The following is a 26864-nucleotide window of genomic DNA, read 5'->3' as shown; positions in this document are numbered from 1 at the left end:
TTTTTATCCTACTTTTGAACCTTTCCTTTTTTAAAGTATCAAGCTTTAACTCATCAAGCTGTTCTGAAATTGTTAAGTTATTCGCCATAAAAAAAGCCCATAACGATTACTCGTTACGAGCTTTTTTGATAATCATGCTTTGAATCGTAACACTTTGCTAAGCAATGACTATGAGTTTAACGCCGCCTGTGCTTTTTTCTGCTTCTTAACGGTCATGGCAAGCAATTGAATAGCAGCAGGCGTAACACCGCTAATGCGTCCCGCTTGGGCAAGCGTGGCAGGGCGAATTTGCGCCAGCTTTTGTACAATCTCATTAGATAACCCTGACACCACACTATAATCAAAATCCATTGGCAATGCAGTATTTTCCAAACGCTTCATCTGGTCGATGTCTTCTTGCTGACGGTCAATATAGCCGGCGTATTTAACAGAAATCTCAATCTGCTCACCGACTTGGCTATCGACCTCTGAGCCAGTTATAGCCGCGATATCATTAAAATGTATTTGTGGACGTTTTAATAAATCGTAAGCAGTCGATTCTTTAGAAAGCACCTCTCCTGTCTGCTCGGTGACTTGCTGACCTAGAGCATTAGCAGGGGTTGCCCAGATGTCTTTGAGACGCGAGGTTTCGGTGGCAATGGCTTCCATTTTTTCTTGATAGGCTTGCCAGCGCACGTCATCTACCAAACCAAGCTTACGACCGGTTTCGGTTAAGCGTTGATCGGCATTGTCTTCACGCAACAGCAAGCGATATTCGGCGCGGCTGGTAAACATACGATATGGCTCAGTGGTGCCATGCGTAATCAAGTCATCGACCAGTACGCCAAGATATGCTTCATCACGGCGCGGCGTCCAAACGTCAAATTCACTGTTTTCACAGGTGACCAGTGCCGCATTAGTACCGGCTAATAAACCTTGCACGCCCGCCTCTTCGTAGCCTGTCGTACCATTGATTTGACCAGCAAAGTACAAACGGTCAATCGATTTGGTCTCTAAAGTTGGCTTCAAGTTTTGCGGATCAAAATAATCATACTCAATCGCATAGCCGGGACGCGTGATATGCGCATTCTCTAGACCCTTCATACTATGGATAAAGTCTAATTGCACATCAAACGGCAAGCTGGTTGAGATACCGTTGGGATATAGCTCATGCGTGGTCAAGCCTTCTGGCTCGATAAAGATTTGATGACTGTCTTTATCGGCAAAGCGGTGAATCTTATCTTCAATTGATGGGCAATAACGTGGACCTACCCCTTCGATTTTGCCAGAGAACATCGGTGAGCGGTCTAGGTTTTCACGGATAATGTCATGGGTACGGGCATTGGTATGGGTGATATAGCAATTGACCTGTTCAGGATGCATGGACACATCGCCCATATAACTCATGACCGGCAGCGGTGTATCGCCCGGCTGCACTGTCATGACACTAAAGTCAACGCTACGCGCATCGATACGCGCTGGCGTACCCGTCTTTAGGCGACCAACGGGCAATTTCAATTCGCGTAAACGGTCAGCAAGCTTGATAGAAGGCTGGTCGCCTGCGCGCCCCCCTTTTGAATTCTCAAGACCAATATGAATGACACCGCCTAAAAAAGTACCTGAAGTCAGCACCACGGTTTGGGTGTTAAAAATAATACCTGTTGCCGTCACAACAGCCGTCGCGCGACCATTTTCAACTAGAATATCATCAGCCGCTTGTTGGAATATATCCAAATTTGGCTGATTCTCTAACGTATGACGAATGGCGGCTTTATAAAGAATGCGATCTGCTTGCGCGCGCGTGGCACGAACTGCTGCACCTTTACGGCTATTTAACACACGAAACTGGATACCAGATTTGTCGGTGGCCAATGCCATGGCGCCGCCAAGCGCATCAATCTCACGCACCAAATGTGATTTACCGATACCACCAATCGCAGGGTTACAGCTCATCTGCCCCAGCGTCTCGATATTATGCGTTAAAAGTAAAGTTTGCGCCCCCATACGTGCGGCCGCCAAAGCAGCTTCTGTGCCAGCATGACCGCCACCGATCACTACCACGTCGTAATTTTTTGGGTATTGCATGTATGCCTCACTTGACTCTCAACGCAACCGTGAGCCAGAGGCTATGGTTAAATAGCATGGCTGCCGGTAAATAAACGTTAGTCGAATTTAAAAAGAGATAACGACTCAGATGAGCCATTAAAGATAGGTTAGATAGCCGGTAATTATAACAATTTTTTGCCGCTGAAAAAACGTTATACGAAAAACTATTCAAATTAACTATTATTGCCATTAACGATCAAGGCCCATCAATAGAAGCTTGATAAACCTAGGTGGGATTTATTTACCAGGGCTGAGCGGTACAATGCGATCGGACTGCCCACTTGCCAGCATATGGTGGCTGCCATAACCTTCTGGATTAATCTGCAAATAGGCATTCATCTGCCCAATAGCGTCGCCGTCATTGGTCGCCAAGATTTGCTCTTTAATCATCTCAACCGGCGGCAATGGCAAGTTTTTTAGCAAAGCCAAACGCTGAGCGTTATCACCCTTTAGCACAACCATCTCAATAAGTTGCCGCGCATCGATGGGTAAATCAGGGGTGTTTTGTGCCAATAATGCCAAATGATAAGCACCGGCTGCATCTTGATCCGCGACGATACGCTGCTCAATAGCAATATAAGTCGCTTCAGTTGCGCCGCCTGCTACGCTAAGCTGATGGATACATTTAAGGGCAGAATTTGGCTCATTATCCGCCATATCGATTAAACGGGTTGATTCGTTTTTTAGATACTCGCGGCGTTTTTCGATAACCGCTTGTTCAGCCGCCTCCTGCTGCTCCGTTAATTCTGTGTTTGGCAATTCCGTGTTTGCTAAGTGATTACTCATATAACTCTCGCTTTTAGGCAAAATATATTTATCTTGGACACTATATGGGGCTAAAAGCGATAAAAACAATAAATTGCATAGACAATAAAAAACCCGAATAGCCTTTCTTCATAAAGTAGAATGGCTATTCAGATTTACTTTGCTAAAATTTTTAAACGATTTATTATTGAGGCTTATCAACTGCCCAATAAAAACGCTTAACCATTAAGCAGCTGGGCTATTGGCTTCAACCAAAGGTTTTAGCTCGCCTGATTGGTACATTTGCAAAATGATGTCTGAACCGCCCATCAACTCGCCATCGATCCATAACTGTGGGAACGTCGGCCAGTTGGCAATCTTTGGCAATGTTGCACGGATTTCTGGATTTTCTAAAATATTAACAAAGGCGAATGGACGACCGATTTGCGTCAAAACCTCAATCGATTTAGCAGAAAAACCACACTGTGGAAACTGTGGGGTGCCTTTCATATAAAGGATTACTTTATTGTCTTTAATTTGATCACGAATCAGCTGTTCAACATCGTTTGCAGCAGTATTTGGGGTTTGCTCACTCATAAAAGCTCCTATTTATTAAAATCAAAAATTATTAAAACCATTATCAAAAAGAGGTATATCACACTAAATTTGGCATGTAGCTGCTACATGGGGCGATTGCCGTAATATTGCAACCATCATTACTTGCTATAATCTAATCACTTGCTATTAGAGATTAAACATCAAGCACATTAGCATCAGAAACGTTAACATCAGAAACATTATCGCCAGCCATGTTGTCGCTCGCCATATTGTCGCCAGACATAGGCATATTCGGCACCAATAATACCACGGCATTGGCCATGATGCCCTCTTGGCGACCGGTAAAGCCCAGTTTTTCAGTCGTTGTGGCTTTAATGCTGACATTACTCACCGCAGTTTGCAAGTCACTGGCAATATTTTCGCGCATCGCTTGATTATAGGGTGCCAATTTTGGACGCTCGCACATGACGGTAATATCAGCATTGCCTAAAGTATAACCGGCGGCTTGGACTTTACCATACACATAACGGAGTAGGACGCGCGAATCCAAACCTGCGTGCGCCGCATCGGTATCTGGAAAATGCTGCCCAATATCACCAAGCGCCAATGCACCAAGCAACGCGTCAGCAAGCGCGTGCAACACCACATCGCCATCAGAATGCGCAAGCAAACTATGGGTATGCTCTATCGGCACACCTGCCAGTATCACATATTGCTGCTGCTCGCCCGTATTATGAAACGCATGGACATCGATACCTTGACCAATTTTTATCATTATTATTCCAAGTGAGTTACTAAGTGAATGAAGGGTGATTGAAATAATTTAGAACCACTATCTAAATTTCTAAAGCGCTTTTACGCACAGTAAGCGCGCATAGGTCGCCACCGCTTACAATTAACTGTTATAATATGACGCTTATTTTATCACAATACCCCGACCAAAATACCCCGTCCAAAAAACGAGATGACCTTATCAGCTGACTAAGTCTATCACTCTTAGTCGTTTTATTGATGAATAGCGTCATGTCACACTTTGGATAACGTATAAATTGTTGAGCAATTCTATGTCAGCCACGCCAAACACCGCAAGCCTACCCGTTTCAGACTCTTTTAGCGTCCATCGTCCTTTGACGCTTGCCGATATCGACAATCCTAGCAGCAAGCACGTCATCGTTGGCATGTCAGGCGGCGTCGACTCCTCCGTATCGGCTGTTTTACTCCAGCAAGCAGGCTTTAAAGTGGAAGGTCTGTTCATGAAGAACTGGGAAGAAGATGACGGCACCGAATACTGTACGGCGATGGACGACCTAGCAGACGCGCAAGCGGTGTGTGACAAAATCGGTATCAAGCTGCATACCGCCAACTTTGCCATGGAATATTGGGATCGCGTGTTTGAGCATTTCTTAGCAGAGTACAAAGCCGGACGCACGCCAAATCCAGATATTTTATGCAATAAAGAAATCAAGTTTAAAGCATTTTTAGACTATGCTTTGACCCTCGGTGCTGATTATATTGCCACCGGTCACTATACGCGCCGCAGCCTGAATTATGAAAATAGCAACGGCGAAACCGTCGCCCAGCTATTGTGTGGACTGGATAATAATAAAGACCAAAGCTACTTCTTACATGCGGTTGGTGGCGATAAAATCGCTAAGACGCTATTCCCCGTTGGTGAGCTTGAAAAATCAGTCGTGCGTCAAATCGCTGAAGAGCATGACTTGGCGACAGCTAAAAAGAAAGATTCTACTGGTATTTGCTTTATTGGTGAGCGCCGTTTTAAAGACTTTTTACAACAGTACTTGCCGGCGCAAAAAGGCGATATCGTCACCGACGACGGTCATGTGATTGGTCAGCATGATGGCTTGATGTATTATACTTTAGGTCAGCGCGGCGGCATCGGTATTGGCGGCGTCAAAGACCGTCCAGAAGAACCTTGGTTTGTACTGGCAAAGGATTTGGACAAAAACCGTTTAATCGTCGGTCAAGGTCATGAGCATCCGATGCTAATGAGTAATGAGCTACAAGCTTATAAGCTTGACTGGGTCGATGGATTGCCGCCTGCTGATATTTTTAGCACGGAAGGCTTACGCTGCATGGCAAAATCTCGCTATCGCCAGCCCGATCAGGCCTGCCGTGTTTATGCGCTAAATGATGATGGCTCTGAGGTTCGTGTGGTATTTGATGCGCCACAACGTGCCGTTACTCCTGGTCAATCAGCAGTATTTTATATCGATGAGGTTTGTCTTGGTGGCGGCGTGATTGCTACTATTGATGCGCCTTGTGGGTTTTAATTTCAAATAACTTTTAACCTTTGTTTGTTTGCTTACTTTTAATCCTTTCATTTTTATAACTATCGAGGCATCACTATGACTCCACTTACCGCACTCTCCCCAATCGATGGTCGCTACGCTTCTAAAGCCGACAGCTTGCGTCCTTATTTATCTGAATTTGGTCTGATTAAAGCCCGCGTTACCGTCGAGATTCGCTGGTTACAGTCATTGGCGGATAATAGCGCGATTGGTGAGTTGGCAGCGTTTGATGCCGATACCAATGCCTTTTTAAACAGCATCGTTGATGACTTTAATGAAGCGGATGCGCAAGCCATTAAAGATATCGAAGCGACGACCAACCACGATGTAAAAGCGGTTGAATACTTTATCAAAGACAAATTCCGCGGCAATCAGCAGTTAGAAGATAGCTTAGAATTTATCCACTTTGCTTGTACCAGTGAAGACATCAATAACTTGTCCTATGCGTTAATGCTAAAAGACAGCCGCGAAATCGTCGTTGCTAAAATGCAGCAAGTGACCGACAGCATCGTTGACTTGGCTATTACTCATGCTGACCAGCCAATGTTGTCACGTACCCATGGTCAAACCGCTAGCCCAACGACCCTCGGTAAAGAGATGGCCAACGTGGCTTATCGCTTAGCTCGCCAAATTAAGCAAGTGAATCAAGTAGAGCTATTGGGTAAAATCAATGGCGCTGTTGGTAACTATAATGCGCACTTCTCAGCCTATCCTGATGTTGATTGGCAAACTCATGCTGAGCAATTTATCAATGAGCGTTTAGAATTGACCTTTAATCCTTATACCACGCAAATTGAGCCGCATGATTATATCGCTGAATTGTTTGATGTGGTAAGACGCTTCAATACTATTTTAATCGATTTTAACCGTGATATTTGGCAATATATTAGCTTAGGCTATTTCAAGCAGCGCCTAAAAGATGGTGAAGTGGGTTCTTCTACTATGCCGCATAAAGTCAATCCGATTGATTTTGAAAACTCAGAAGGTAACTTGGGCGTGGCGAATGCGATGCTTGCTCACTTAGGTGAAAAACTACCGATTTCACGTATGCAGCGCGATTTATCAGACTCTACCGTACTGCGTAATATCGGTGTTGGCTTAGCTCAAAGTATGATTGCGTTTGATGCTTGCCTAAAAGGTGTGAGCAAACTTGAGTTAAATGCGCAGCGCTTAAATGATGATTTGGACAATGCCCAAGAAGTGTTGGCAGAGCCGATTCAAACGGTCATGCGTCGCTACCGTGTCGAAAACCCATACGAGAAGCTAAAAGCTTTAACCCGTGGCAATGCCATGACTCGTGAGGCCATGCTAACCTTTGTTGAAAGTGATGAGTTGAATGCTGTGAGCGATGCGGATAAAGCGCGCTTACGTGAAATGACACCTGCCACCTATACCGGTAATGCAGCTGAGCAAGCACGTACCATTAAAGAGTGGATTGCTAAGATTTAATAAACGGTGCAGTTACCTTAAAAAAAGATATCAATGACTATGCATTGATATCTTGCTAAATAATTGACCTTACTTTGAATGCTATGATTTATCCTTAAAGATGCGTCTTTAATGATACATAGCTTTTGAGTAAGGTTTTATTTTTTATCCTTGTTATCTTCGTCATCACTATCGCCCGGTATGATAGCTTTACCAACAGCGACGGTGCCTTTTACCACGCCTTTAGTGGTTTTATAAGCGATTTTAGCGGGTACGGTCACAATCTTATGGACACAAGCTTGTAATAAAAACACGCTAGCGATAATGACGATAAAATGCAATTTTTTCATAAACTTCCTACGATTGATGGAGTGTTCTGACAGTAGCTATTGACACTGTAATACTCACTATCAGATAGGCAATAATCATAAACTATTAAAACTGTCCTATAAAGCACTCCTCACTATTAATCTTATACCCATTTTTAGATATGGATTTATCAATGACCTCAATTCCCCTTTGTTTACCCGATTCTATTACGCCTGAGCAATTCTTAAACGAGTATTGGCAAAAAAAACCATTACTCATTAAACAAGGTCTACCGCAATTGATTGGTATGTTTGAGCCAGAAGACATGCTTGGCCTTGCGCTTGAAGAAGACGCTTCGGCGCGCTTATTAGCCCAAGCCGCGAGCAAGCAAGAAGGCTTGCCGCAATGGCAACTCAAAAAGAGTCCGCTAACCGAAGCAGATTTTGATAACTTACCAGAACAATGGACCGTGCTGGTACAGAATATGGAACAGTGGTCACCTGAGCTTGGTCAATTATGGCAAGCGTTTGACTTTATTCCGCAATGGCAACGTGATGACATTATGGTCTCATATGCGCCTACAGGCGGCTCAGTGGGCAAGCATTATGACGACTATGATGTATTTTTAGCGCAAGGGTTTGGGTCTAGACGTTGGCAGCTTGGCAAATTTTGTGATAAAGATACTGGGTTCGTTGCCGATGAACCGATTAGATTGTTTGATGATATGGGTGAGCTCATCTTTGATGAGATACTAGAAGCTGGTGACGTGCTCTATGTACCGCCGAAACTTTCACACTTTGGCGTCGCGCAAGATGACTGCCTGACATTCTCTTTTGGCTGTCGTCGTCCAAACTTAATGCAAATTATCGATAGCCTAGCTGATATCGCCACCAACGATAGTGACTTATTTATCCCGATGCTACTACCACAAGCGCTACAAGCGTCAGGTGAATTGCAAGCAGATAGTATCAATGCGATTAAAGACCAGCTATTACAAATGCTGCAATCTGAGCGCGGCGACGATATTATTCGTCAAGCAGTGTCGGAAGTCGTGAGCAAACGTCAGTATGATGCGCTAATTCCAGAAGAAACGGTAGACACTGATGAGCTGATGCAAGCATTATCAGAAGGTGCAACGCTGCAAGCAGACTATAGTAATCGCCTACTCTATAGCCAAACTGATGATGGCGTGACGCTATATGCCAATGGTCAACGCCTTGATGGTCTTGATGCTGCGGCAACAGCCATACTAGTGCGATTGGCTAATGGCGAGCACTTGCAACATCACGATATCACGGATATCGATCCTGACGAGTTGAGCGAATGGTTAGAAAATGGCTGGGTGTGGCTACAATATCCCGAATGATAGGGTAGCCATATTTTTAGCGATTGAGGTTTAAACATCGTTAATAATTAAAAACGATCAGTGTTTATTTACGCAAACTAAAAGCTGTAGTAGAAAAACGCTGATCGTTATTTAAAGATGTGTCCCAGTTCGTAGAAATTTTGCAATTTATTTTCTCTACGCTCCCGCAAATGAGCGGTTCCTATATGATTTAGCTTTATGTTGTAGTCGCTTTTTTATAACGGCTTACCCCAGCAATAATCGTCTCCTCAATCACTCTATCGTCACCGAGCATCATCAATACAAATAATCGTTCTTCAAGTGTTTTAGTCTGTGCCATACGTCGCTCAAGTAAAGGCGTTGCTGCCATGTCTATTACCACGAAATCCGCTTCTTTATTAGGCATAAAGTTACCAATTTTATCATCTAGCATTAACGATTGTGCATTGCCTAAAGTAATCTGATATAGCCCTTGATAAGCGGACAGTTGATTGTTTTGTAGCTGCTGAACTTTATAAGCCTCTGACAAGGTTACTAACATCGATAAACTGGTTCCCGCCCCTACATCAGTAGCGATACTGACGCCGGTATAGCTTAACGTTTTAGGCAAATCAAATAGTCCACTGCCTAAAAACAAATTAGACGTTGGACAGTGCGCGATTTGCGTACCAGTTGCGCGTAGCCTTTCGTATTCTGGGGTTTCAAGATAGATGCCATGCGCTAAAGTGGTATATCGACCTAGCAGTCCCATATCCTCGTAGATATCTAAATAACCTTTATGTTTGGGATAGAGCTTACGTACAAAAGCCACTTCCTCACGGTTTTCTGCCAGATGTGTTTGCAGATAAACAGTGTCGTAGCTGGCATATAGCTCGCCTGTCAATTGCAGCTGTTTTGGCGTCGAGGTAATGGCAAACCTTGGAGTAATAGCCACATGTTGGCGTCCATACCCATGCCAATTATTAATAATATCTTGCGTGTCTCGAATGCTTTGCTCAGCAGGCACACACAGATGCTCAGGCGCGTTTTGATCCATCAACACGTTACCCGTAATCATACGAGTATTGAGCTTGTGACTTTCAGTAAAAAAGGCTTCTGCGGATTGCGGATGACTCGTAGAAAACACCATGGCGCTGGTTGTGCCATTGGCGAGTAGCTGATTTAAGAAGAATTGCGCCGTATCATGGGCAACCTTTGGATCAGCAAAATTGGCTTCAGTGACAAAAGTATAATTATTGAGCCAATCAAGTAGCTGCTCACCGTAAGCCGCAATCATATCTATCTGCGGATAGTGCACATGGGTATCGATGAAGCCCGGCATAATCAGTTTATTACGATAGTCATAGATTTTTACCGGTTCTTGACCATTAGTTTGAGCATAACTTGCTAATATTGCTTCGCCACTACCATAGTCTATAATGCAGCCTGTTACATCATCGACAACCAACGCACCCTTAGCAATATACTCAGGATAGACGTTCACGCCTGCAATGACGGGTAGTAGCATGATACTTTTATCAATGGTTGCTGTATTTGGGTGGTTATCAGTCGCTGAGCTGGATGTCCCAGTATGCGCACGCTCAACCACTTGATTCAGATCATTTTCGGTAAGATAGTGCAGGAGCTGCGCTTGATAAATATGTAGAGCCATGGGTAAATCTCCTGTCACTTGGTCATACCGAACGTTTTAGTTAGAATCTAAATTAATGGTAAAGGTAGAAATCAGTATTGATGGTCTAGCACTTATGGCTTATTTTTGATGATAATGTTGCAAAATTTGCGCGGCAATAGATACAGCAACGGCCATAGGCTCTTTACCACCGATTGGTAATCCTATTGGCATGGTTAGTTGCTCGACTATCTGCTTATCATAACCACGTTGCAGCAGACGACTTTTAAAACGTTCTGCTTTAGTTGCCGAGGCAATACAACCAATATAAGGCATCGATACTTTTGAGCGACCATTATCTAAATCGTTATCTAAATCATCATTATCGAGACTAGTTGCTAAACCGTTTGCCTCTGAAGCAGCATCTAACGCGGCACGTACAAGCTCAAAATCCAGACTATGATCATGGGTCATAACTAGAATAAAACGCTGACCGCTTTGTTTAAATGGTTCAATAAACGGGCGAATGAAATCAACAGGATCATCATCAATATGCGGGCGAATATGAGCAGGAAGATTATAAAGCTTAGGCTGAGTCAAACTAGGCTGAGTTTCTAATCCTTGAGACAAATCTTCTGTTTGAATAGATTTGTTTGGCAAATTAGATTTATCTAATAAATAACGCTCAAACATCTCGGCACGACTATCTACCCAATCTACTTGGCAAGACAGCTCCGAAAGTATCGTCATCAACGCTGCTGCCACATGCCCGGCTCCAAATACCAATATCGACATCGGCGGCGTCACATTAAAACATTCAAACATAACGGTGACACTACCACCGCAGCACTGCGCCAACTTCGCACCTAGCGGATAATGCTTGGTATAAACCGCATCGCGTCTTACTACTTTAGATGGCGTCGAATCACTGTCGTTATCTTTATCATCATCAAGGTCATGGTCATTGTCTGTATTTTTATTGACACTTTTGTCTCTTTTAGAAGCTTTGAGTATGGTTGTATCTATCTCACCATTTAGCAATTGCCGTGCTGTCGCAACAACATCATGTTCAAGACCGCCGCCGCCAAGCGTATCGCAACAGTTATCATGGGTGATCACCATTTTGGCCTGTAGCGCTCGGGGCGCAGACCCATTAACCGCGACGATAGTCGCCAATACGTGCGCAGACCCTTGCTGCTGATACTGGGCTAGACCATCATACCAACGTACTGGTATTGGCATAGGTGGCAATGATGAATTATTCACTGTGCGTCGGTTCACTATGGGCAGGGCCTCTAGCCGTTGCTACGTTAGGATGCTCTATCGCTTCTGGCTGCTCGTCGACTGTTTGACCCTCGACCTCTGGCGGCTTGATATCTTCGGCATGTGGCACAAGTTGTGGCTTAACTTTATCATCGTCAATACCGCAGTTGTCCTCCTCATCTCTAGTCAAGCTATCAATCGCATCAAAGTTTATATTCGTGTCAATCTCCCACTCTTCGCCTTGCATGCGCATTACCGCTTTTAATACTACCTCTGGGGTTGCAGGCATCGTAAGATCAGGGTTCTTTTTATAATCATTTAAGCTTGCGACTGCATTATTGATCGCACACCAAACGCTAGCTGCCAGCATAAAAGGTGGCTCACCAACAGCTTTAGAATTATAAATGGTTTGCTCTTCATTTTTACGATCGTATAATTTAACGGTAAATTGTCTTGGCAAATCATGTGACGTTGGAATCTTATAATTGGCGGGGCTATTGGATGCGAGTGTGCCCTTTTTATCCCAAGTAAGCTCCTCAGTCGTGAGCCACCCCATGCCTTGCACAAAGCCGCCTTCAATCTGTCCAATATCGATAGCGGGGTTAATCGACTGTCCTGCATCGTGTAAGATGTCGCAGCGCAGCACTTGATATTCACCAGTTAACATATCTATTTCAACCTCAGCGCACGCCGCGCCTAGAGCGAAGTAAAAGAAAGGTCGACCCCACGCTTTAGAACGATCGTAAAATATCTTTGGCGTTTTATAGTAGCCCGTAGAAGATAGGCTAACGCGGTGCTGATACGCTAACTGCACCATTTCAGCAAAAGTAAAATCTTCCTTATCGCCAATATAGACATGGTTGCGCTCAAAGCGTATGTCTTCTTGCGCCACCTCAAAATACTCAGCGGCAAACTCGACGATACGTGCTTTGATGGTTAAACAAGCGTTTTGTGCGGCTTTACCGTTGATATCGGTGCCCGATGAAGCCGCAGTCGGTGAGGTATTGGGCACTTTGTCGGTACGCGTTGCCGATACTTTTACGGTATCCAAATCCACATCAAACTCATTGGCGACAATTTGTGCAATTTTGACAAATAACCCTTGCCCCATCTCTGTCCCACCATGATTAAGGTGGATACTGCCATCGGTATAAATATGTACCAGAGCGCCGGCTTGATTGAGCGTCTGCACGGTAAACGAGATGCCAAACTTCACAGGCGTTAAGGCAATACCAAAACGCTTGTCGCTGCCTTCAGCTTTGGCTTGCTCATTAGCTTCTATCATCTGCTGGCGACGCTGCTCATAATCACAATCTTTTGCCAATGTATCCATAATCGTTGCCAAATCAAAATGCTCGATTGGCTGACCATAATGAGTACTATGGCCATTTTGGTAGAGGTTCATCAAACGCACTTGCAGAGGGTCTTTGCCTAAAGTATAGGCAATATGATCCATCATATATTCAGCAGTCATCAGACCTTGAGGCCCGCCAAAACCTCGATAAGCCGTGTTCGACACCGTGTGTGTTTTGCAACGATGTCCTGCTACCTGCGCAGCTGGATAATAATAAGCGTTATCACAGTGGAACATCGCTCGATCGACGATAGCATCGGACAAATCTGGCGCATAACCACACAAGCCAGCCAGCTGCATATCGACGCCAAGGATTTGCCCTGACTCGTCAACGCCGACCTCATAACGGTTGGCAAATTCGTGGCGTTTACCGGTCACCACCATGTCATCTTGACGATCCAAGCGCATACTGACCGGTATATTGTGACGTTTGGCAACGATACCGCAAAAGCATGCCCATGCAGCGGCTTGGGTTTCTTTGCCACCAAAACCGCCGCCCATTCTGCGTACGACCGTGTTGACCGCATGAAAGGGCAAATCCGTCACCTCAGCGACCAGCTGTTGCACTTCACTCGGATGCTGCGATGAGGTATAGACTTCAAGCCCGCCATCATCACAAGGCACGACATAGGACACTTGGCCTTCAAGATAAAAATGCTCTTGACCTAGCATATGAATATGGCCTGCAATACGCATAGGCGCCTTTGCAAGCGCTGCTTCGGTATCACCGCGCTGCATAAAGTGGCTAGGACGTACAAACTGCTCCTGCTCTAAAGCCTCATCAATACTTAATATTGCTGATAATGGTTCATACTCTACAACTGCTTTAAGCACCGCCTTTTTTGCGGCACGGTGAGTGGTTGCCACGACCAAAAATAGCGTCTGACCTACGTACTCTGTGATCTCATCTACCATCAATGGTTCACCGTCAAACACTGCGCCGATATCCGTTTGTGCGGGTAAGTCTTTAAAACTTAAGACATCAATGACCCCGTCAGCCGCTCTAACAGCACTGAGATCCATACTGGTTACCCGAGCATGAGCGTGACTGCTTTTACCGACTGCCAAATGCAAAGTGCCTCGCGGCTTTAGGATATCATCCACATAGGTGGCCGTTCCCATGACGTGGCTTATCGCACTATCATGTTTGGCAGAAGTGCCGATTTTATTTTTAGGCGGACGTACGCGGCGAATACTATAGCTGTCAAATAAGGATGATTGATGGCTCATGATGATTCTCTCTCAGTTTGCGTCTCTTTTATCAGCTGCTTGCCACACTTAATTAGTAAACGTTGCACCACATGCAAGCGATACTCACGGCTGGCTCGGACATCCGTCAATGGCGAGACATCCATCGGTAGCGCTTTTGCAGCTTTCTCAAAACTTGCAAGCTTAAGGGGTTGACCTAGGAGCGCTTGCTGGCAATTCTTGGCTAATAATGGTATTGCCGCCATACCGCCGAGACCGATTTTTGCATGGTCGATAGTCATACCGTCTGCCGACAAATCGATTCTTACAGCAACCAAACAAGCGGAAATATCATCTTCATAACGCTTGCTAATTTTATGAATAAATAAGTGCTGATTAGCCTGCATCAGTGGCATATGAATAGCGACAATATAACTGCCTGCTCGTAGCTTCGTCTTTTTATAATCTATAAAAAATTCTGATAAGGGTATTATCTCGTCTACATAAGGCTTTTGATTATGTTCATTGCTTTCATCCTTAGCACTCACCTCTTCACCACCAATATCTCTATTATTGGGGTTACAATGACGCAAATGAATGCGCGCTTCTAACGCCAGTAAAATTGGTGGCAAATCTCCAATTGGCGAGGCATTAGCAATATTACCGCCAAGCGTACCCATATTACGTATTTGCGGTGAAGCGGTTCTTTCGAATAATGCCGCAAAGGCAGGAAAGTTATGTTCAAGTATCGGTAGCATTTGCTGATAGGTCATGCCAGCCCCAAACGTCAATTCCTGTACTGCTTCTTCATTATCAGTGGACTTATCTAAGTCGGATAACAGCTTTGCATTAGCCTTTGAACCAGCCTTTGAACCAGCCTTTGAGCTAGACTTTGAATGAGAAAGTGACCAAGTTTTTAGCTCATCAATAGCAGATAGCTGAATAATCACTTCATGATCAACCAAGTGCTGAGTAATGCTTAACCCCAAATCCGTACCACCCGCCCAAATAGTCGCTTGTGGATATACGGCCAATAACTGATTAAGCGCATCCACTGTCTTTGGAATGAATAACTGCCGCGACCCTTCAGCAAGAGCAGGCTCAATAGTTGAGGCTTGATTCGAGGTATCCAATGATTCAGTTTTAGATAACGACTTACTTTTACTTGCCATCGCATCCGTCGCTAAGCTTATGGTCAAATCTTTTGCGACTGTTTTATCAGCGGCTCTTTGCTGACCAATTTTACCCATCGTTAGACCTGCTTCAATGATGGGTCGATAACCGGTACAGCGGCATAGATTCCCTGAAATTGCGGCGACAATATCATCATAGCTTAGGTCATCATAGCTTGGGTCGTCGTAGCTTGGCTTGGCATTTTGCTGTTGTTGCATACGATTATTTTCATACAAATTAGCCAGAGACATGACAAAACCAGGAGTACAAAATCCGCATTGCGAGCCATGACAGTCAACCATCGCCTGCTGTGCAGGATGCAATAGGGCCCGTTCTGGATGATGTGCTGGATTGTCCGCCAGATAAGAAGCGGTCATTAAATGATGACCATCCATCAGCGACAATAGAGCAATACAAGCGTTAAAGGTATAAAAAGGCGTGCTATTACTAGAATCGCTCATCGCATGACTAGGCAAGCGTTGCGCCATAATCGTACATGCGCCGCAATCGCCACTACCGCAGCCTTCTTTAGTATCAGTTTGATGTTCGTGCAAGCGTAGATACTCAAGTACCGTCGTATTCGGATTGAGGTGGCTTATCTCATGGTACTTTCCGTTCAGATAGAAACTAATCATAGCAATACTCGGCTAAAAAATTGGGCTTGGTGAAATTAAACAGCTTACATAGAGTGTTAATATAAACACTTGCTTGATGGCGCAAACCAATCAATTAATATGTAATAGCTACCACGCAATAATATTTACCAATCACACTTCTACTAAAAGTTTACTTTTATATATCAGCGTCTTGGGTATCTTCTGGTAAAAATAAACTCAATGCAATGGCAGTAATCGCGCCTATGGCGACAGGCGATATCAGCACGTTACGTATAAACTCAGGCAGTTGTGATAACACCTCAGGCACCATAGATACGCCGATACCGATGCCTACAGAAGTAGCAATAATCAACATATCACGGCGGTCAAGCTTAGCGCTAGCCAATACTTTTATGCCAGCTACCGCTACTGTCCCAAACATAACCAATGTTGCGCCACCAAGTACTGGCTGCGGCATGGTTTGCAATATGGCGCCAAAGATAGGAAACAATCCAATGATAATCAAAAGAGCCGCAATATAAATACCGACATGACGGCTGGCAACGCCCGTAAGCGCAATGACGCCGTTATTTTGGCTAAAGGTGGTCGACGGCATGCTGTTTAAGGTGGCAGCAATCATAGAGTTGACCCCATCTGCCAATACCCCACCTTGAATTCTATTAAGATAGACAGGGCCTTTGACAGGTTCTTTTGATACTACAGCGTTGGCTGTGAGATCGCCCGTCGTTTCAAGGGCGCTGACACAGTACAAAATAGCTAATGGAATAAAAGCGGTGATATCAAACTGAAAACCAAATTTGAATGGGATAGGAATGGTAATAAAACCGACATTGTTTAATGAAGAAAAGTCTAATCTGCCCATGAAGAATGCGGCTAACATTCCTAAGATTAAGGCAATGACAATAGAGGAAAGTCTTAATAGTGGGTTTTTTGAGCGGTTAAATACAATCACCGATACCAGCACAACCATCCCTAAAAACAGATTTTGCAAACTGCCAAAATCTTCTGCGCCAAAGCCGCCTGCAATATCAGTCATGGCAACTTCAATCAGCGGAACACCAATGAGAATAATAATAGTGCCGGTAACAACCGGGGTAAATATTCTTTTTAATTTATGAATAAAGCGGCTAAGAACAATTTCAACGAAGGCGGCACAAAAACTAACCCCAAAAATAGTAGCCAAAATATCTTCTGGTGAACCACCCCGCCCTTTTACAATCAGTCCAGCAGCGATAATAGCCGTTAAAAAAGCAAAGCTAGTGCCTTGCAAACTGAGCATGCCCGCGCCTATAGGACCTATTTTTTTACATTGAATATAAGTGCCAATGCCAGAGGAGATGAGCGCGCAGCTGATTAGATAAGGAACGTAATCACCCAAACCCAAGGTTCCGGCGACAATTAAGGTGGGAGTGACAATAGCGACGATACTAGCTAGCAGATGTTGTAAAGCGGCGAAACTTGCCGGCCAAAAGCTAGGCTTGTCATTGAGCTGATACATCAGCTCAGCGTTTTTTTGAGGCTCTAAAGATTGAGACATTTTAATCATCCTTGATTAATATGACCTTAAATCTATTAACAATCCTTGTTAATAGTTGTAGGCTGCTCTAGTTAGCTTTTGCACCTTATTATTAGTCACAATATCAATTAAAAAGATGACTATTTGGTCAGGTTTTATTTATAGTATCACCACTATTGTTTCCCTACAAGCTAAAAAACCATGGATTTAAAAGGTTTTTAACGTCTAAGCAAAATAATAAATATCTTAAAAAAACTATAAAAAAACGGTCAGTAATCATTTCCCAAAACGCTTGGAAAACAATTACTGACCGTTATGTCTGTGCTTCTATTTTTTATCTACTAGCAATAATCTAACTTTTTATCTATATAAGATTATTACTCTGTTCCAAGCTCCAACAAGCTAGCATTACCACCAATGGCTGTGGTATTAATGGTTCTTACCCGTTCGGTGACAAAGCGATAGAGATAATCAGGCGTCAGCATCTCTGACAGTCCTTCCATGTCAGTGACAGCAATCACTTGCGTCAAGATGCCGTCGGTATTAGCCAGCTCTTGGCTAATCGTTTGGACTTCGCTTTGATTACCAGCGACAGCCACTTGTGCCAGACGATCGATATATAGCAGCGTCACGGTCTGTGAATCGTTCGCCACACTCAATACATCATCACTAATGCCCGTCTCATACAGTATTTTTGCAGCCTCATTGCACATCTCATCTTGGCTTGGGCAATGTAGTATCACCTCGTTCCCAGTCAATAATGCGGCTATAAGCTGCCCAAGTACTGCCATTGCGCGCGCAGACTCACCACCGATGACCATGGTTTTGCCACGAGCGGTCACGTATAAATCGTTGGATTCACCCGTCGCGCCCGTCATACGCTGCACTTCATCTAAGCTTGGCGCAGCACTTAATAAATGAGTGAATAAACGCTTTGCTTTATTAACATCGCCAGTTAGCAAGGCCAACTTTGGAATGGCTGCTTGCAGATACTTTGCGCGATTGACCGCGCCAAGTAATCGCCAAGATTCACAGACTTGGGCATGATTCTTTTTAAATTCAGTCGCCATCTTGCTACTCCTTATGCGATTTGTGTTTGAGTAAGTGATTCAGTCGTTATTGACTCAGATTGCAGCTGCATGAGACGCGCCACATAATGTGGACCACCCGCTTTTGGACCCGTACCCGATAGACCACAGCCACCAAATGGCTGAACGTTTACAACGGCACCGATTTGGTTGCGGTTGATGTAGGTGTTACCAACAAACGCACGGCGCTCTATATGCTCGGCAATATTTTCAATACGGCTATGAATACCTAAAGTCAGACCAAAACCAGTACCATTAATGGCATCGATAAGCTTATTCAGATCAGGGGCTTGATAACGCAATACATGCAATATCGGACCGAAATGCTCGCCACCGATGACATCGATACTTTTGACCTCAATCGCCGTTGGCAAGACAAAGGTAGAATGCTCTTCGCTAACAACCGAGCTTGCACTCATAGGCGTCTGCGCCAAAATAGTTGCGGTTGGTTCAGCGCTCATACGTTCGATATGTGCCTCTAGACTGCGCTTGGCATCCGCATCAATCACCGGACCTACGTCTGTGGTGACGTGTAGGGGATTACCGACGACCAATTCTGCCATAGTCCCTTGTAGCAATTCGATTAAATTATCCGCGACTTCTTCTTGCACGCATAAGATACGACAAGCTGAACAACGCTGACCGGCTGAGCCAAAGGCTGACAATACCGCATCTTTAACCACCTGTTCAGGTAGCGCAGTTGAGTCAACAATCATGGCATTTTGACCACCCGTCTCAGCAATAAAGACCGGTAGCTCGCCACTGGCTTGCACATGATTGTTTAAGCTTTGGTTGATACGCTGCGCCGTTTGCGTTGAACCGGTAAAAATAACGCCTGCGATATTATCAGCAGCTGTCAAAGCACCGCCAACATCGCCCGCACCCGTCACTAACTGTAATGCTTCAACTGGAACCCCAGCTTGATACATTAACTGCGCACCAAAATGAGCGATTAAGCTGGTCTGTTCAGCAGGTTTTGCCACGACAGTATTGCCTGCTGCTAGTGCTGCTACGATTTGACCGGTATAAATAGCCAATGGGAAGTTCCAAGGGCTGATACATACGAAAGTACCGCGTGCTTTATAAATCTGACGCGAAGATTGACCTGTTAAATCAGTAAACTCATGCACCACATCGTCTAAACGCTCTGCTTCATCAGCATAAAAGCGGCAAAAATCAACGGCTTCTTTGATTTCATCAATGCCATCTTGCATGGTTTTACCGGCTTCAATCTGGCAGAGCGCCATCAGTTCAGCATAGTTTTCTTCATATAAGTCTGCCACCTTGCGCAATATAGCAGCACGATTCGCGGCTGGTACTGCTTGCCACGCACTTTGCCCTGCTACTGCCGCATCGATAGCTTGCACCGCCAATTCCGCATTGGCATATTTTACCTCACCAGCGATGACTTCATGATTCCAAGGCGCACGCACTTTCTGAGATTCAAGCTGATGAGTCTTACCATCCGCTTCGTATTCATCAACCGCTTTACCATTGATAATAGAAGTTGCTGACCACGTTTTATGCAGATGACTATCAATAGCCGCTTTAAACGGTAGCCATTGCGACTCTACAAAAATATTGGGACCGAAGCTGGCACGGCGCTCGCCATAGATATCTAACGGCAGCGGAATATCAGGGTTATGTAAAGTATTATTGGTCAATAATTTGTCGTATGGATGCACGGTTAGCTTATCAATGGGATAAGATTTGTCTAATAATTGATGGACAAACGAGCTATTGGCACCGTTTTCAAGCAATCGACGTACCAAATATGGTAGTAAATCTTTATGCGCGCCAACCGGTGCATAGATACGTACCGGAATTTGATAAGCTTGCAAGATATGATCATACAGCGCATCGCCCATACCATGTAGACGCTGAAACTCAAAGTCTCTATGCGCACTCATGGTCATAATCGACGCTAGCGTGTGCGCGTTATGCGTAGCAAACTGTGGCCAAATGAGCCCACGCAGATGCTCGGACAATAAGAAGCGCGCGCAAGCAAGATAAGCAGTATCGGTACCCTCTTTACGTGTCCACACAGGATAGCTGGATAGACCTTTTTGCTGCGCCAATTTAATCTCAGTATCCCAATACGCACCTTTGACCAAACGGACCGGAATACGATCGCCGACTTCAGTTGCCAAGCTCGCTAACCACACTAAAATCGCAATCGCGCGTTTAGAGTATCCTTGGACTACGATACCTAGGCCATCCCAATCAGCGGTTAAATTATCGCGATATAGAGACTCAAATAGCTTCAGAGAAATCTCAAGGCGATCGGCTTCTTCGGCATCGATACTGATATCAACATTAACTTCACGCGCCGCCTCAATCAATAGTAGGCAGCGTTGACGCAATAGACCCATGACTTGCTCTTCTTGGGTCGCTTCATAGCGCGGATGCAAGGCTGACAGCTTAATAGATACCGACGGCTTTGGCATACCCTCTTTAACTTTAATACTGGCAGTCGCTTTAATCGCATGCAGATAATCGTTGAAGTATTTTTCAGCATCTTTATGGGTAATGGCCGCTTCACCTAGCATATCAAATGAATAGGTATAGCCTTTATTGCGATATGGTTGGCTGTTTTTATTCGCCCCTTCAATGGTTTCGCCCAATACAAACTGATGCCCCATGATACGCATGGCTTTTTGCATCGCACTGCGAATGACCGGCTCACCCATCTTTTTGGTCATACGATCCAAAAACCCTGAAGCCGTAGTATTGCTATCAATACTGACCACACGGCCGGTCATCATCATGCCCCATGTCGAGGCATTGACCATGAAGCCATTGTCATTTTTTAGATGCTTTTTCCAATCAGCCACACTCATTTTGTCATGAATCAGCGCATCGGCAGTATAGTTATCCGGCACCCGAATCAATGCCTCTGCCAAACTCATCAGCAAGATACCTTCTTGGGTATCGAGGCTATATTCAAGTAATAATGAGTCAACCATTTTCACAGCTTTGCCATCATTACGTACGTGCTCGACCAGTTGGCGCGTCTGCGTTGCAGCGGCTTCACGTTCGCTATCAGTCGGCTTGGCAAGGGGCAACAATTCTGACAACCAACGTTCTTCATCCACGCTATATAAAGGTGAGATACGGGCATGCAGCGTTTCTGACGACTGGGCAATATAGTCTGGCGCTAGCAAATCTGCCGGCTTAAATAAAATCGGTTCTTGCGGGGTAAACTGGTCTACTGGGCTCATAACAACTCCATAACTATCGTTTAAAAACCATAATAAATAGCGCGGTAAAAATTCTGATTATTTTGAAAAGTACTTATAACCATCATTAAATTGAATACATGATTAAATTAAATAATAGTCGTCTATGAATATTTACAGCAATAATCAAAAGGCCAAACCACACCATCACAAAACGAGAAAATCCAGCATAGGCTGGACGCGGTCAAGTAGGTCGTTTTAGTGTTAAACGGGCTACGTTAACAATATAAAGGCAACAACGAACAGCTAAGCGGCATTAGTGCCTTCTTCTTGTTAGTAGTGAATGGAGAGTGATGCTCAGATGCGGTATCGTGTTAATAAAACCGTATCCGTCATCTTATATGACGCAAATTCACTGTAAGAAAAACCTCTACGGCGTTGATTGAGGTGATGCGCTTAGCTTAGTGATGGTAGCATAAAAAAAGCGTCAAACGCACGCTGTTACTTATTTTAACCAAGCAGAATATAGTTTAAAAACAATTGGTTATTAACATCACAGTAAATATCAAGATTTGGTTATACATCTAGATTACTGACGCTGATTTAACTGGTTTTTTGTAGAAATAATTGGGGTTTTCCTATCCCACTTATTCACGTTTTACCTATGATTTTCCTATAAAAAAACCCTCTTTATCAGCTTAGTAGATAAAGAGGGTTTTTATGGTGAATACACTAGCTAATATTTTATAAGAAGATAATCTTAATCAATAATACAGCTGTTAAAAGCCAAACAGGAATACTCACATCAGAGAATTTACCAGCGACTACCTTGATAGCAGTATAGGTGATAAAGCCAAGTGCAATACCGTCAGCAACAGAATAGGTCAAAGGCGTAAATAACAAGACCACCACGACTGGCGCCGCTTCTGTTAAGTCATGCCATTTAACGTCTTTTAATGTGCCCATCATCAGTACTGCTACGTAAAAGATAGCCCCGGCTGTCGCATAACCAGGAATCATGGCGGCAAGCGGTGAGAAGAACACGCTGAGTAAAAATAGCACGCCAACGGTCACAGCCATTAATCCAGTACGACCACCGGAGGCGATACCTGAGACACTTTCGATATAACTGGTCGTTGATGACGTACCCAGTAGAGTACCTGCTACAGTCGCCGTCGAATCTGCTAGCAGCGCTTTACCCATATTAGGGATTTTACCATCTTTACCAATCAAACCTGCTTGACTGGTGGTTGCAATCAGCGTACCTGCGGTATCAAATAAATCCACAAATAAGAAGGCAAAGATAACACTAATCATTGCTACATCAAACGCACCAGCGATATCAAGCTGCATAAACGTTGGAGCAATAGACGGCGGCGCTGAGATAATACCCGAAAACTGGGTATTACCGGTAATAAGGCTAATAAGTGCTACCAGCAAAATACCAATAGTGACCGCACCTGGTATTTTTTTGTGAGACAAACCAACAATAATGATAAAACCAAGTGCTGCCATTGCCGGCGCAAATGCTGTCATATCACCAAGACCTACCAACGTCGCATCGTTATTAACGATGACACCAGCAGTTTGCATGGAGATAAACGCCAAAAATGCACCAATACCAGCAACAACGCCTTGTTTGATACTGTCTGGAATAGAATTAATGATGATTTCACGGATTTTAAATAAGCTGAGTAGGACAAAGATACAACCTGACAAAAATACCGCGCCAAGCGCCGTTTGCCAGCTGTAGCCCATGCCCAAAACCACGCCATAAGTAAAGAAGGCGTTGAGTCCCATACCTGGGGCTTGCGCGACTGGCAGGCGGGCATAAAACCCCATGATAAAACAACCAATAGCGGCGGCAAGACAGGTGGCAACGAATACCGCGCCTTTATCCATTCCAGCGTCAGCAAGTACGTTAGGGTTGACAAAAATGATGTAAGCCATGGTTAAAAACGTGGTTACACCAGCTAAAACCTCTGTTTTGATCGTGGTATTTTCACCGTTGATCCCAAAATAGCGTTCGATTGCGTTCATAAGAGTCGCTTCCAAATAGCAGTAAGTAAATTATCATTATCCACCTGCGTTGATAAGCGCAGTTTTGCAATAGCGACCATCAATGCTGCTTTTAAATCAAACATATAAAAATACATCCAAATTCCGACGATAAATGACGCTTCCAAATTGCGACTATAAATGACGCTTACAAACTAAGATTCGAGATGATGCTTTTAATCCTTTAGCCACATATAACTTTGGCAAATGTAGAGCCACCATGAAAAGCGATAGCAACAAACAATTACATTCTAGTGAAATTGTCTTACAATTTCAATTAATGTCACGCTTTTTAAGTTGCTTTTTAAGTTAATGGGCACAATTAGCTGACTATATCGACAGCCTTATAAAACCCATTCACTATTATAATTTTTGCACCAACGATTAAATTTACATTTAACACTTTAATAAATGACCTTTTTATCATTTCACAGTACACTACGGGGTTATAGCGAGGAGGCAGAATTAACATATTGTGAAAACGCTACCCGCCCCTAGCCGCTATAAGTATTTAGCCATTAAAATCAAAGCCGTTATTATTAATTACCCATGAGCCTAACCCATGCCTGAATCATTAAATATTGTCGACCTCATCACCCAAGCCAGTCTATTGGTACAGATTGTGATGGCATTGTTATTATTAGCCTCGTTGCTTAGTTGGGTGATTATTTTTCGTATGAGTGCCCGTTTGGGTACGGCCAAAAATTTCGACCAGCAGTTTGAAACTTGGTTTTGGTCAGGAGAAGATTTGGCGAAGCTTTATCAAGGCGTACAAGGTTCGCCTGAGCGCCAAGGGCTTGAGCAGATTTTTTATGTTGGGTTTTCTGAATATTTAAGAATGCATAAAAAACGCCAGCCTAAAGATGACATCATCGATGGCGTAGAACGTAAGCTTCGCGTTGGCTTGGGTCGTCAGCAGCAGTTGTTAGAATCAGGATTGACGACGCTGGCAAGTATTGGTTCGGTAGCACCTTATGTCGGTTTATTTGGCACCGTTTGGGGCATCATGAATGCCTTTTTGGGACTGTCGCAAAGCGAACAAGCGACCCTAGCCACTGTTGCGCCCGGTATCGCTGAAGCCCTGATTGCCACTGCTATGGGTTTGTTTGCCGCTATTCCTGCGGTATTGGCTTATAACCATTTTACCGCCAAATCAAGCCGCCTATACGATTCACGTGCTTTATTCTGTGATGAGATGACGGGGATGCTACAACGCGAAACCAGTATCGAAAATCCGCAGCCTAGTACGCAAGTCAGCCAAGTTAATCAAAGCAGTCAGGTAAAAAACACTCAGGTAACCGGTCTATGAAACAAAGTCCCTATCGCCGTGAGAAAAAAGCGCTCAATGCGGAGATGAACGTTGTTCCTTATATCGACGTCATGCTAGTGCTACTTGTTATCTTTATGGTCACAGCGCCGATGCTGATTACGGGCGTCGACGTTGATTTGCCAAAAGAGCAAACCAATACCATGAGCCAAAGTCAGCTACCCGTGATTGTGTCGTTAACGGGCAGTGGCGAGATTTTTATCAGTTATGAGAACAATATCGACTTGCCGATTAGCGAGCCGGAGCTGATTGATACATTATCCAATCTGCAAAATCAAAGTAGCGAAGTGGGTGCACAGCCTTTACAGGTAATGATCAATGCCGATCAAAACAATCAGTATGGCGCTATCATGACCCTGATGGCAACTTTACAACAAGCAGGTATCCAAAAGGTAGGGCTATTGACAGGCGCGCCATTACCAGCGCCCTCATTATAAGACCGCCCACTTTTAGCTCAGTTGGTTATAATAAAGCAGATAATTTGATGAAGCTCTTTTTTCAGTCTCACGTTCTTGAATGCTCTGTTTTTGAGTGCCCTATGTTTAAGTACCCTGTTTTTGAGCACCCTATTTTTGAGTACCATATCCTTGAGTATCAGTGCCATGCGTAATGCGCCAACCGTTTATGTGCCGACCGAACCTGAAGGTAACGGGCTAACCTTGCCTACGTTGCTCAGTTTTCTGGCACATGGTCTTGTGATTGGTATCCTAATTTATAGCTACCAGAATATGGAAGTCGAGACCGCGGGCACTATTGAAACCGTCATGATATCCCCTGAACAATTGGCTGAGATGCAAGGACAGATACTTGCCAATCGCGCTGCAGCGGCCAGCGCCATGCAAGCCGACAGCGGTGCAAGCGGCTCATCCAGTAATATGCCAGAAAATAGTACTGATGGCAGCGTCAGCTACGACAGCCCAACGCAGCCCAATTCTCAGCGCGTGCCTGTTTTTACCCGTTCTGATGATTCCGCTAGTCGCCCCATGCTAATGAGTGAAGAGCAACACCAACGCCTGCTCGAGCAAACTCAAGAGTATGAGCGTAATATGGCGGAATGGGCAGCGCAGCTAGATGAATCTGTACTAGAAGAGCATGAGCAAATTGAACAAGATAAGAAACAACAGCTTATTGAAGAGCACAAAAAGCTCGGGGATTTTCGCAATAAGCAAAATAATCCACCTAAGATTAAACGCCCTACGGCCACTGATAGAAATATAGAAATCAATACCGGTGGTTCTGGTAGCGCAGGTCAAACGCTTAGCTTAGGAGATGATGGACAGTCGATGCTATCTGGTGACGCCACGACTTCAAGTACCGCAAAAGGCAGTAGCCGCTCGGCATCCAGTGGCAGCCGCGGTGCCAGTAACAGTGAAATTATCAACCTCATCAAACGCAACTATAATCCACCGACGGCAGCGAAAGGCTCGACTCAGCGCGCCACCTTAACCATCACTGTCAATGCTAGTGGTAATGTGGTTAACGTCTCTGCCTCAGGACCTGATAGCGCGGTCAATGAAGCGGCGAAGCAGGCGGTGTTGAATACCGGCAGCTTACCAATTGACGCTGATGATCCTAAATACCCTACCTTTACCATACAGTTTAAGGGCAGCAATTAATCAGTTGCCCTAAGACGATATTATTGCTAACTTTAGCTAACGCACCCTATATATGCGGCGATATTATCGTTATCGTCAGTTTACTGCCTTTAAAAAAC

General features: G+C 44.4%; 18 protein-coding genes and 1 pseudogene. 6 read left to right on the top strand and 13 right to left on the bottom strand.

The window, feature by feature from the left end:
• Positions 1–168: 168 nt before the first annotated feature.
• The 4 genes and pseudogenes from mnmG to ispF form a co-directional block, all read right to left on the bottom strand.
• Entirely contained in the window at positions 169–2064 is a 1896-nt protein-coding gene (mnmG, locus tag QJS82_RS04240; protein WP_201618632.1) for a tRNA uridine-5-carboxymethylaminomethyl(34) synthesis enzyme MnmG, read from the bottom strand.
• Between the two features lie 258 nt (positions 2065–2322).
• Complete coding sequence (locus QJS82_RS04235) at positions 2323–2871, bottom strand: hypothetical protein (RefSeq protein WP_281491329.1); 549 nt, start codon at positions 2869–2871, stop codon at positions 2323–2325.
• A 204-nt stretch (positions 2872–3075) separates the two neighbouring features.
• Positions 3076–3426, bottom strand: coding sequence for a Grx4 family monothiol glutaredoxin (grxD, locus tag QJS82_RS04230; RefSeq protein ID WP_025653310.1), 351 nt, complete (start codon positions 3424–3426; stop codon positions 3076–3078).
• Positions 3427–3685: 259 nt separating this feature from the next.
• Positions 3686–4162, bottom strand: a pseudogene (ispF, locus tag QJS82_RS04225) (2-C-methyl-D-erythritol 2,4-cyclodiphosphate synthase); the annotation flags it as partial.
• Positions 4163–4565: 403 nt separating this feature from the next.
• Between ispF and mnmA the strand changes: the two are divergent.
• Together mnmA and purB are read left to right on the top strand one after the other, a co-directional pair.
• Positions 4566–5678: a tRNA 2-thiouridine(34) synthase MnmA gene (gene mnmA, locus QJS82_RS04220; protein WP_281491666.1), complete on the top strand. Its 1113-nt coding sequence runs from the start codon at positions 4566–4568 to the stop codon at positions 5676–5678.
• Between the two features lie 75 nt (positions 5679–5753).
• A complete protein-coding gene (gene purB, locus QJS82_RS04215) occupies positions 5754–7145 on the top strand; it encodes an adenylosuccinate lyase (RefSeq protein ID WP_281491328.1) in 1392 nt (463 codons plus the stop codon).
• A 137-nt stretch (positions 7146–7282) separates the two neighbouring features.
• On the opposite strand, the gene QJS82_RS04210 is transcribed toward purB, so the two are convergent.
• The gene (locus tag QJS82_RS04210) at positions 7283–7474 is read right to left on the bottom strand and encodes an NF038104 family lipoprotein (protein WP_201618636.1); all 192 of its coding nucleotides are present in this window, start codon (positions 7472–7474) and stop codon (positions 7283–7285) included.
• Positions 7475–7626: 152 nt separating this feature from the next.
• On the opposite strand from QJS82_RS04210, the gene QJS82_RS04205 reads away from it, so the two are divergent.
• Entirely contained in the window at positions 7627–8799 is a 1173-nt protein-coding gene (locus QJS82_RS04205) for a JmjC domain-containing protein (RefSeq protein WP_281491327.1), read from the top strand.
• Positions 8800–8995: 196 nt separating this feature from the next.
• Here the strand turns inward: QJS82_RS04205 and guaD are convergent, their stop codons facing one another.
• The 8 genes from guaD to QJS82_RS04165 all read right to left on the bottom strand — a co-directional run bounded on the left by guaD (position 8996) and on the right by QJS82_RS04165 (position 23805).
• A complete protein-coding gene (gene guaD, locus QJS82_RS04200; protein ID WP_281491326.1) occupies positions 8996–10429 on the bottom strand; it encodes a guanine deaminase in 1434 nt (477 codons plus the stop codon).
• Positions 10430–10528: 99 nt separating this feature from the next.
• Positions 10529–11653 (bottom strand): XdhC family protein, encoded by a 1125-nt coding sequence (locus QJS82_RS04195; RefSeq protein WP_281491325.1) that lies wholly within the window; start codon positions 11651–11653, stop codon positions 10529–10531.
• Positions 11646–14234: a xanthine dehydrogenase molybdopterin binding subunit gene (gene xdhB / locus QJS82_RS04190; RefSeq protein WP_281491324.1), complete on the bottom strand. Its 2589-nt coding sequence runs from the start codon at positions 14232–14234 to the stop codon at positions 11646–11648. The genes QJS82_RS04195 and xdhB overlap by 8 nt, the downstream gene beginning before the upstream one ends.
• Positions 14231–16000 carry a xanthine dehydrogenase small subunit gene (locus tag QJS82_RS04185; RefSeq protein WP_281491323.1) on the bottom strand — a complete coding sequence of 590 codons (1770 nt, stop codon included), beginning with the start codon at positions 15998–16000 and terminating at the stop codon, positions 14231–14233. The genes xdhB and QJS82_RS04185 overlap by 4 nt, the downstream gene beginning before the upstream one ends.
• Before the next feature lie 157 nt (positions 16001–16157).
• Positions 16158–17519 carry a uracil-xanthine permease family protein gene (locus QJS82_RS04180; RefSeq protein ID WP_281491322.1) on the bottom strand — a complete coding sequence of 454 codons (1362 nt, stop codon included), beginning with the start codon at positions 17517–17519 and terminating at the stop codon, positions 16158–16160.
• Positions 17520–17875: 356 nt separating this feature from the next.
• Positions 17876–18568: a 1-pyrroline-5-carboxylate dehydrogenase gene (locus QJS82_RS04175; protein ID WP_281491321.1), complete on the bottom strand. Its 693-nt coding sequence runs from the start codon at positions 18566–18568 to the stop codon at positions 17876–17878.
• Positions 18569–18579: 11 nt separating this feature from the next.
• Positions 18580–21807 carry a bifunctional proline dehydrogenase/L-glutamate gamma-semialdehyde dehydrogenase PutA gene (gene putA, locus QJS82_RS04170; protein WP_281491320.1) on the bottom strand — a complete coding sequence of 1076 codons (3228 nt, stop codon included), beginning with the start codon at positions 21805–21807 and terminating at the stop codon, positions 18580–18582.
• Positions 21808–22509: 702 nt separating this feature from the next.
• Positions 22510–23805 carry an NCS2 family permease gene (locus tag QJS82_RS04165; protein ID WP_201618644.1) on the bottom strand — a complete coding sequence of 432 codons (1296 nt, stop codon included), beginning with the start codon at positions 23803–23805 and terminating at the stop codon, positions 22510–22512.
• A 580-nt stretch (positions 23806–24385) separates the two neighbouring features.
• Here QJS82_RS04165 and tolQ point away from each other — a divergent pair.
• The 3 genes from tolQ (at position 24386) to QJS82_RS04150 (ending at position 26766) form a co-directional block, all read left to right on the top strand.
• Positions 24386–25132 (top strand): protein TolQ, encoded by a 747-nt coding sequence (gene tolQ, locus QJS82_RS04160; RefSeq protein ID WP_281491319.1) that lies wholly within the window; start codon positions 24386–24388, stop codon positions 25130–25132.
• On the top strand, positions 25129–25587 hold the full coding sequence (gene tolR / locus QJS82_RS04155; protein WP_201563520.1) for a protein TolR: 459 nt from the start codon (positions 25129–25131) through the stop codon (positions 25585–25587). Before tolQ ends, tolR begins: the two co-directional genes overlap by 4 nt.
• A gap of 135 nt (positions 25588–25722) precedes the next feature.
• Positions 25723–26766, top strand: a complete 1044-nt coding sequence (locus tag QJS82_RS04150; RefSeq protein ID WP_281491318.1) for a cell envelope integrity TolA family protein — start codon at positions 25723–25725, stop codon at positions 26764–26766.
• The last annotated feature ends 98 nt before the right edge of the window (positions 26767–26864 follow it).

This window comes from Psychrobacter maritimus (assembly GCF_029953575.1).
GTDB lineage: Bacteria > Pseudomonadota > Gammaproteobacteria > Pseudomonadales > Moraxellaceae > Psychrobacter > Psychrobacter maritimus.
This window is presented reverse-complemented; position numbering and strand designations above follow the sequence as displayed.

Bases quoted from the DNA above. Each gene is read 5' to 3' on its own strand.
- QJS82_RS04175 (WP_281491321.1), bottom strand. From the start codon at position 18,568: ATGGCGACTGAATTTAAAAAGAATCATGCCCAAGTCTGTGAATCTTGG.
- tolQ (WP_281491319.1), top strand. From the start codon at position 24,386: ATGCCTGAATCATTAAATATTGTCGACCTCATCACCCAAGCCAGTCTA.
- grxD (WP_025653310.1), bottom strand. From the start codon at position 3,426: ATGAGTGAGCAAACCCCAAATACTGCTGCAAACGATGTTGAACAGCTG.
- QJS82_RS04165 (WP_201618644.1), bottom strand. From the start codon at position 23,805: ATGAACGCAATCGAACGCTATTTTGGGATCAACGGTGAAAATACCACG.
- xdhB (WP_281491324.1), bottom strand. From the start codon at position 14,234: ATGAGCCATCAATCATCCTTATTTGACAGCTATAGTATTCGCCGCGTA.
- QJS82_RS04185 (WP_281491323.1), bottom strand. From the start codon at position 16,000: ATGATTAGTTTCTATCTGAACGGAAAGTACCATGAGATAAGCCACCTC.
- QJS82_RS04205 (WP_281491327.1), top strand. From the start codon at position 7,627: ATGACCTCAATTCCCCTTTGTTTACCCGATTCTATTACGCCTGAGCAA.
- QJS82_RS04235 (WP_281491329.1), bottom strand. From the start codon at position 2,871: ATGAGTAATCACTTAGCAAACACGGAATTGCCAAACACAGAATTAACG.
- tolR (WP_201563520.1), top strand. From the start codon at position 25,129: ATGAAACAAAGTCCCTATCGCCGTGAGAAAAAAGCGCTCAATGCGGAG.
- QJS82_RS04210 (WP_201618636.1), bottom strand. From the start codon at position 7,474: ATGAAAAAATTGCATTTTATCGTCATTATCGCTAGCGTGTTTTTATTA.
- guaD (WP_281491326.1), bottom strand. From the start codon at position 10,429: ATGGCTCTACATATTTATCAAGCGCAGCTCCTGCACTATCTTACCGAA.
- mnmA (WP_281491666.1), top strand. From the start codon at position 4,566: ATGTCAGGCGGCGTCGACTCCTCCGTATCGGCTGTTTTACTCCAGCAA.
- mnmG (WP_201618632.1), bottom strand. From the start codon at position 2,064: ATGCAATACCCAAAAAATTACGACGTGGTAGTGATCGGTGGCGGTCAT.
- putA (WP_281491320.1), bottom strand. From the start codon at position 21,807: ATGAGCCCAGTAGACCAGTTTACCCCGCAAGAACCGATTTTATTTAAG.
- QJS82_RS04180 (WP_281491322.1), bottom strand. From the start codon at position 17,519: ATGTCTCAATCTTTAGAGCCTCAAAAAAACGCTGAGCTGATGTATCAG.
- purB (WP_281491328.1), top strand. From the start codon at position 5,754: ATGACTCCACTTACCGCACTCTCCCCAATCGATGGTCGCTACGCTTCT.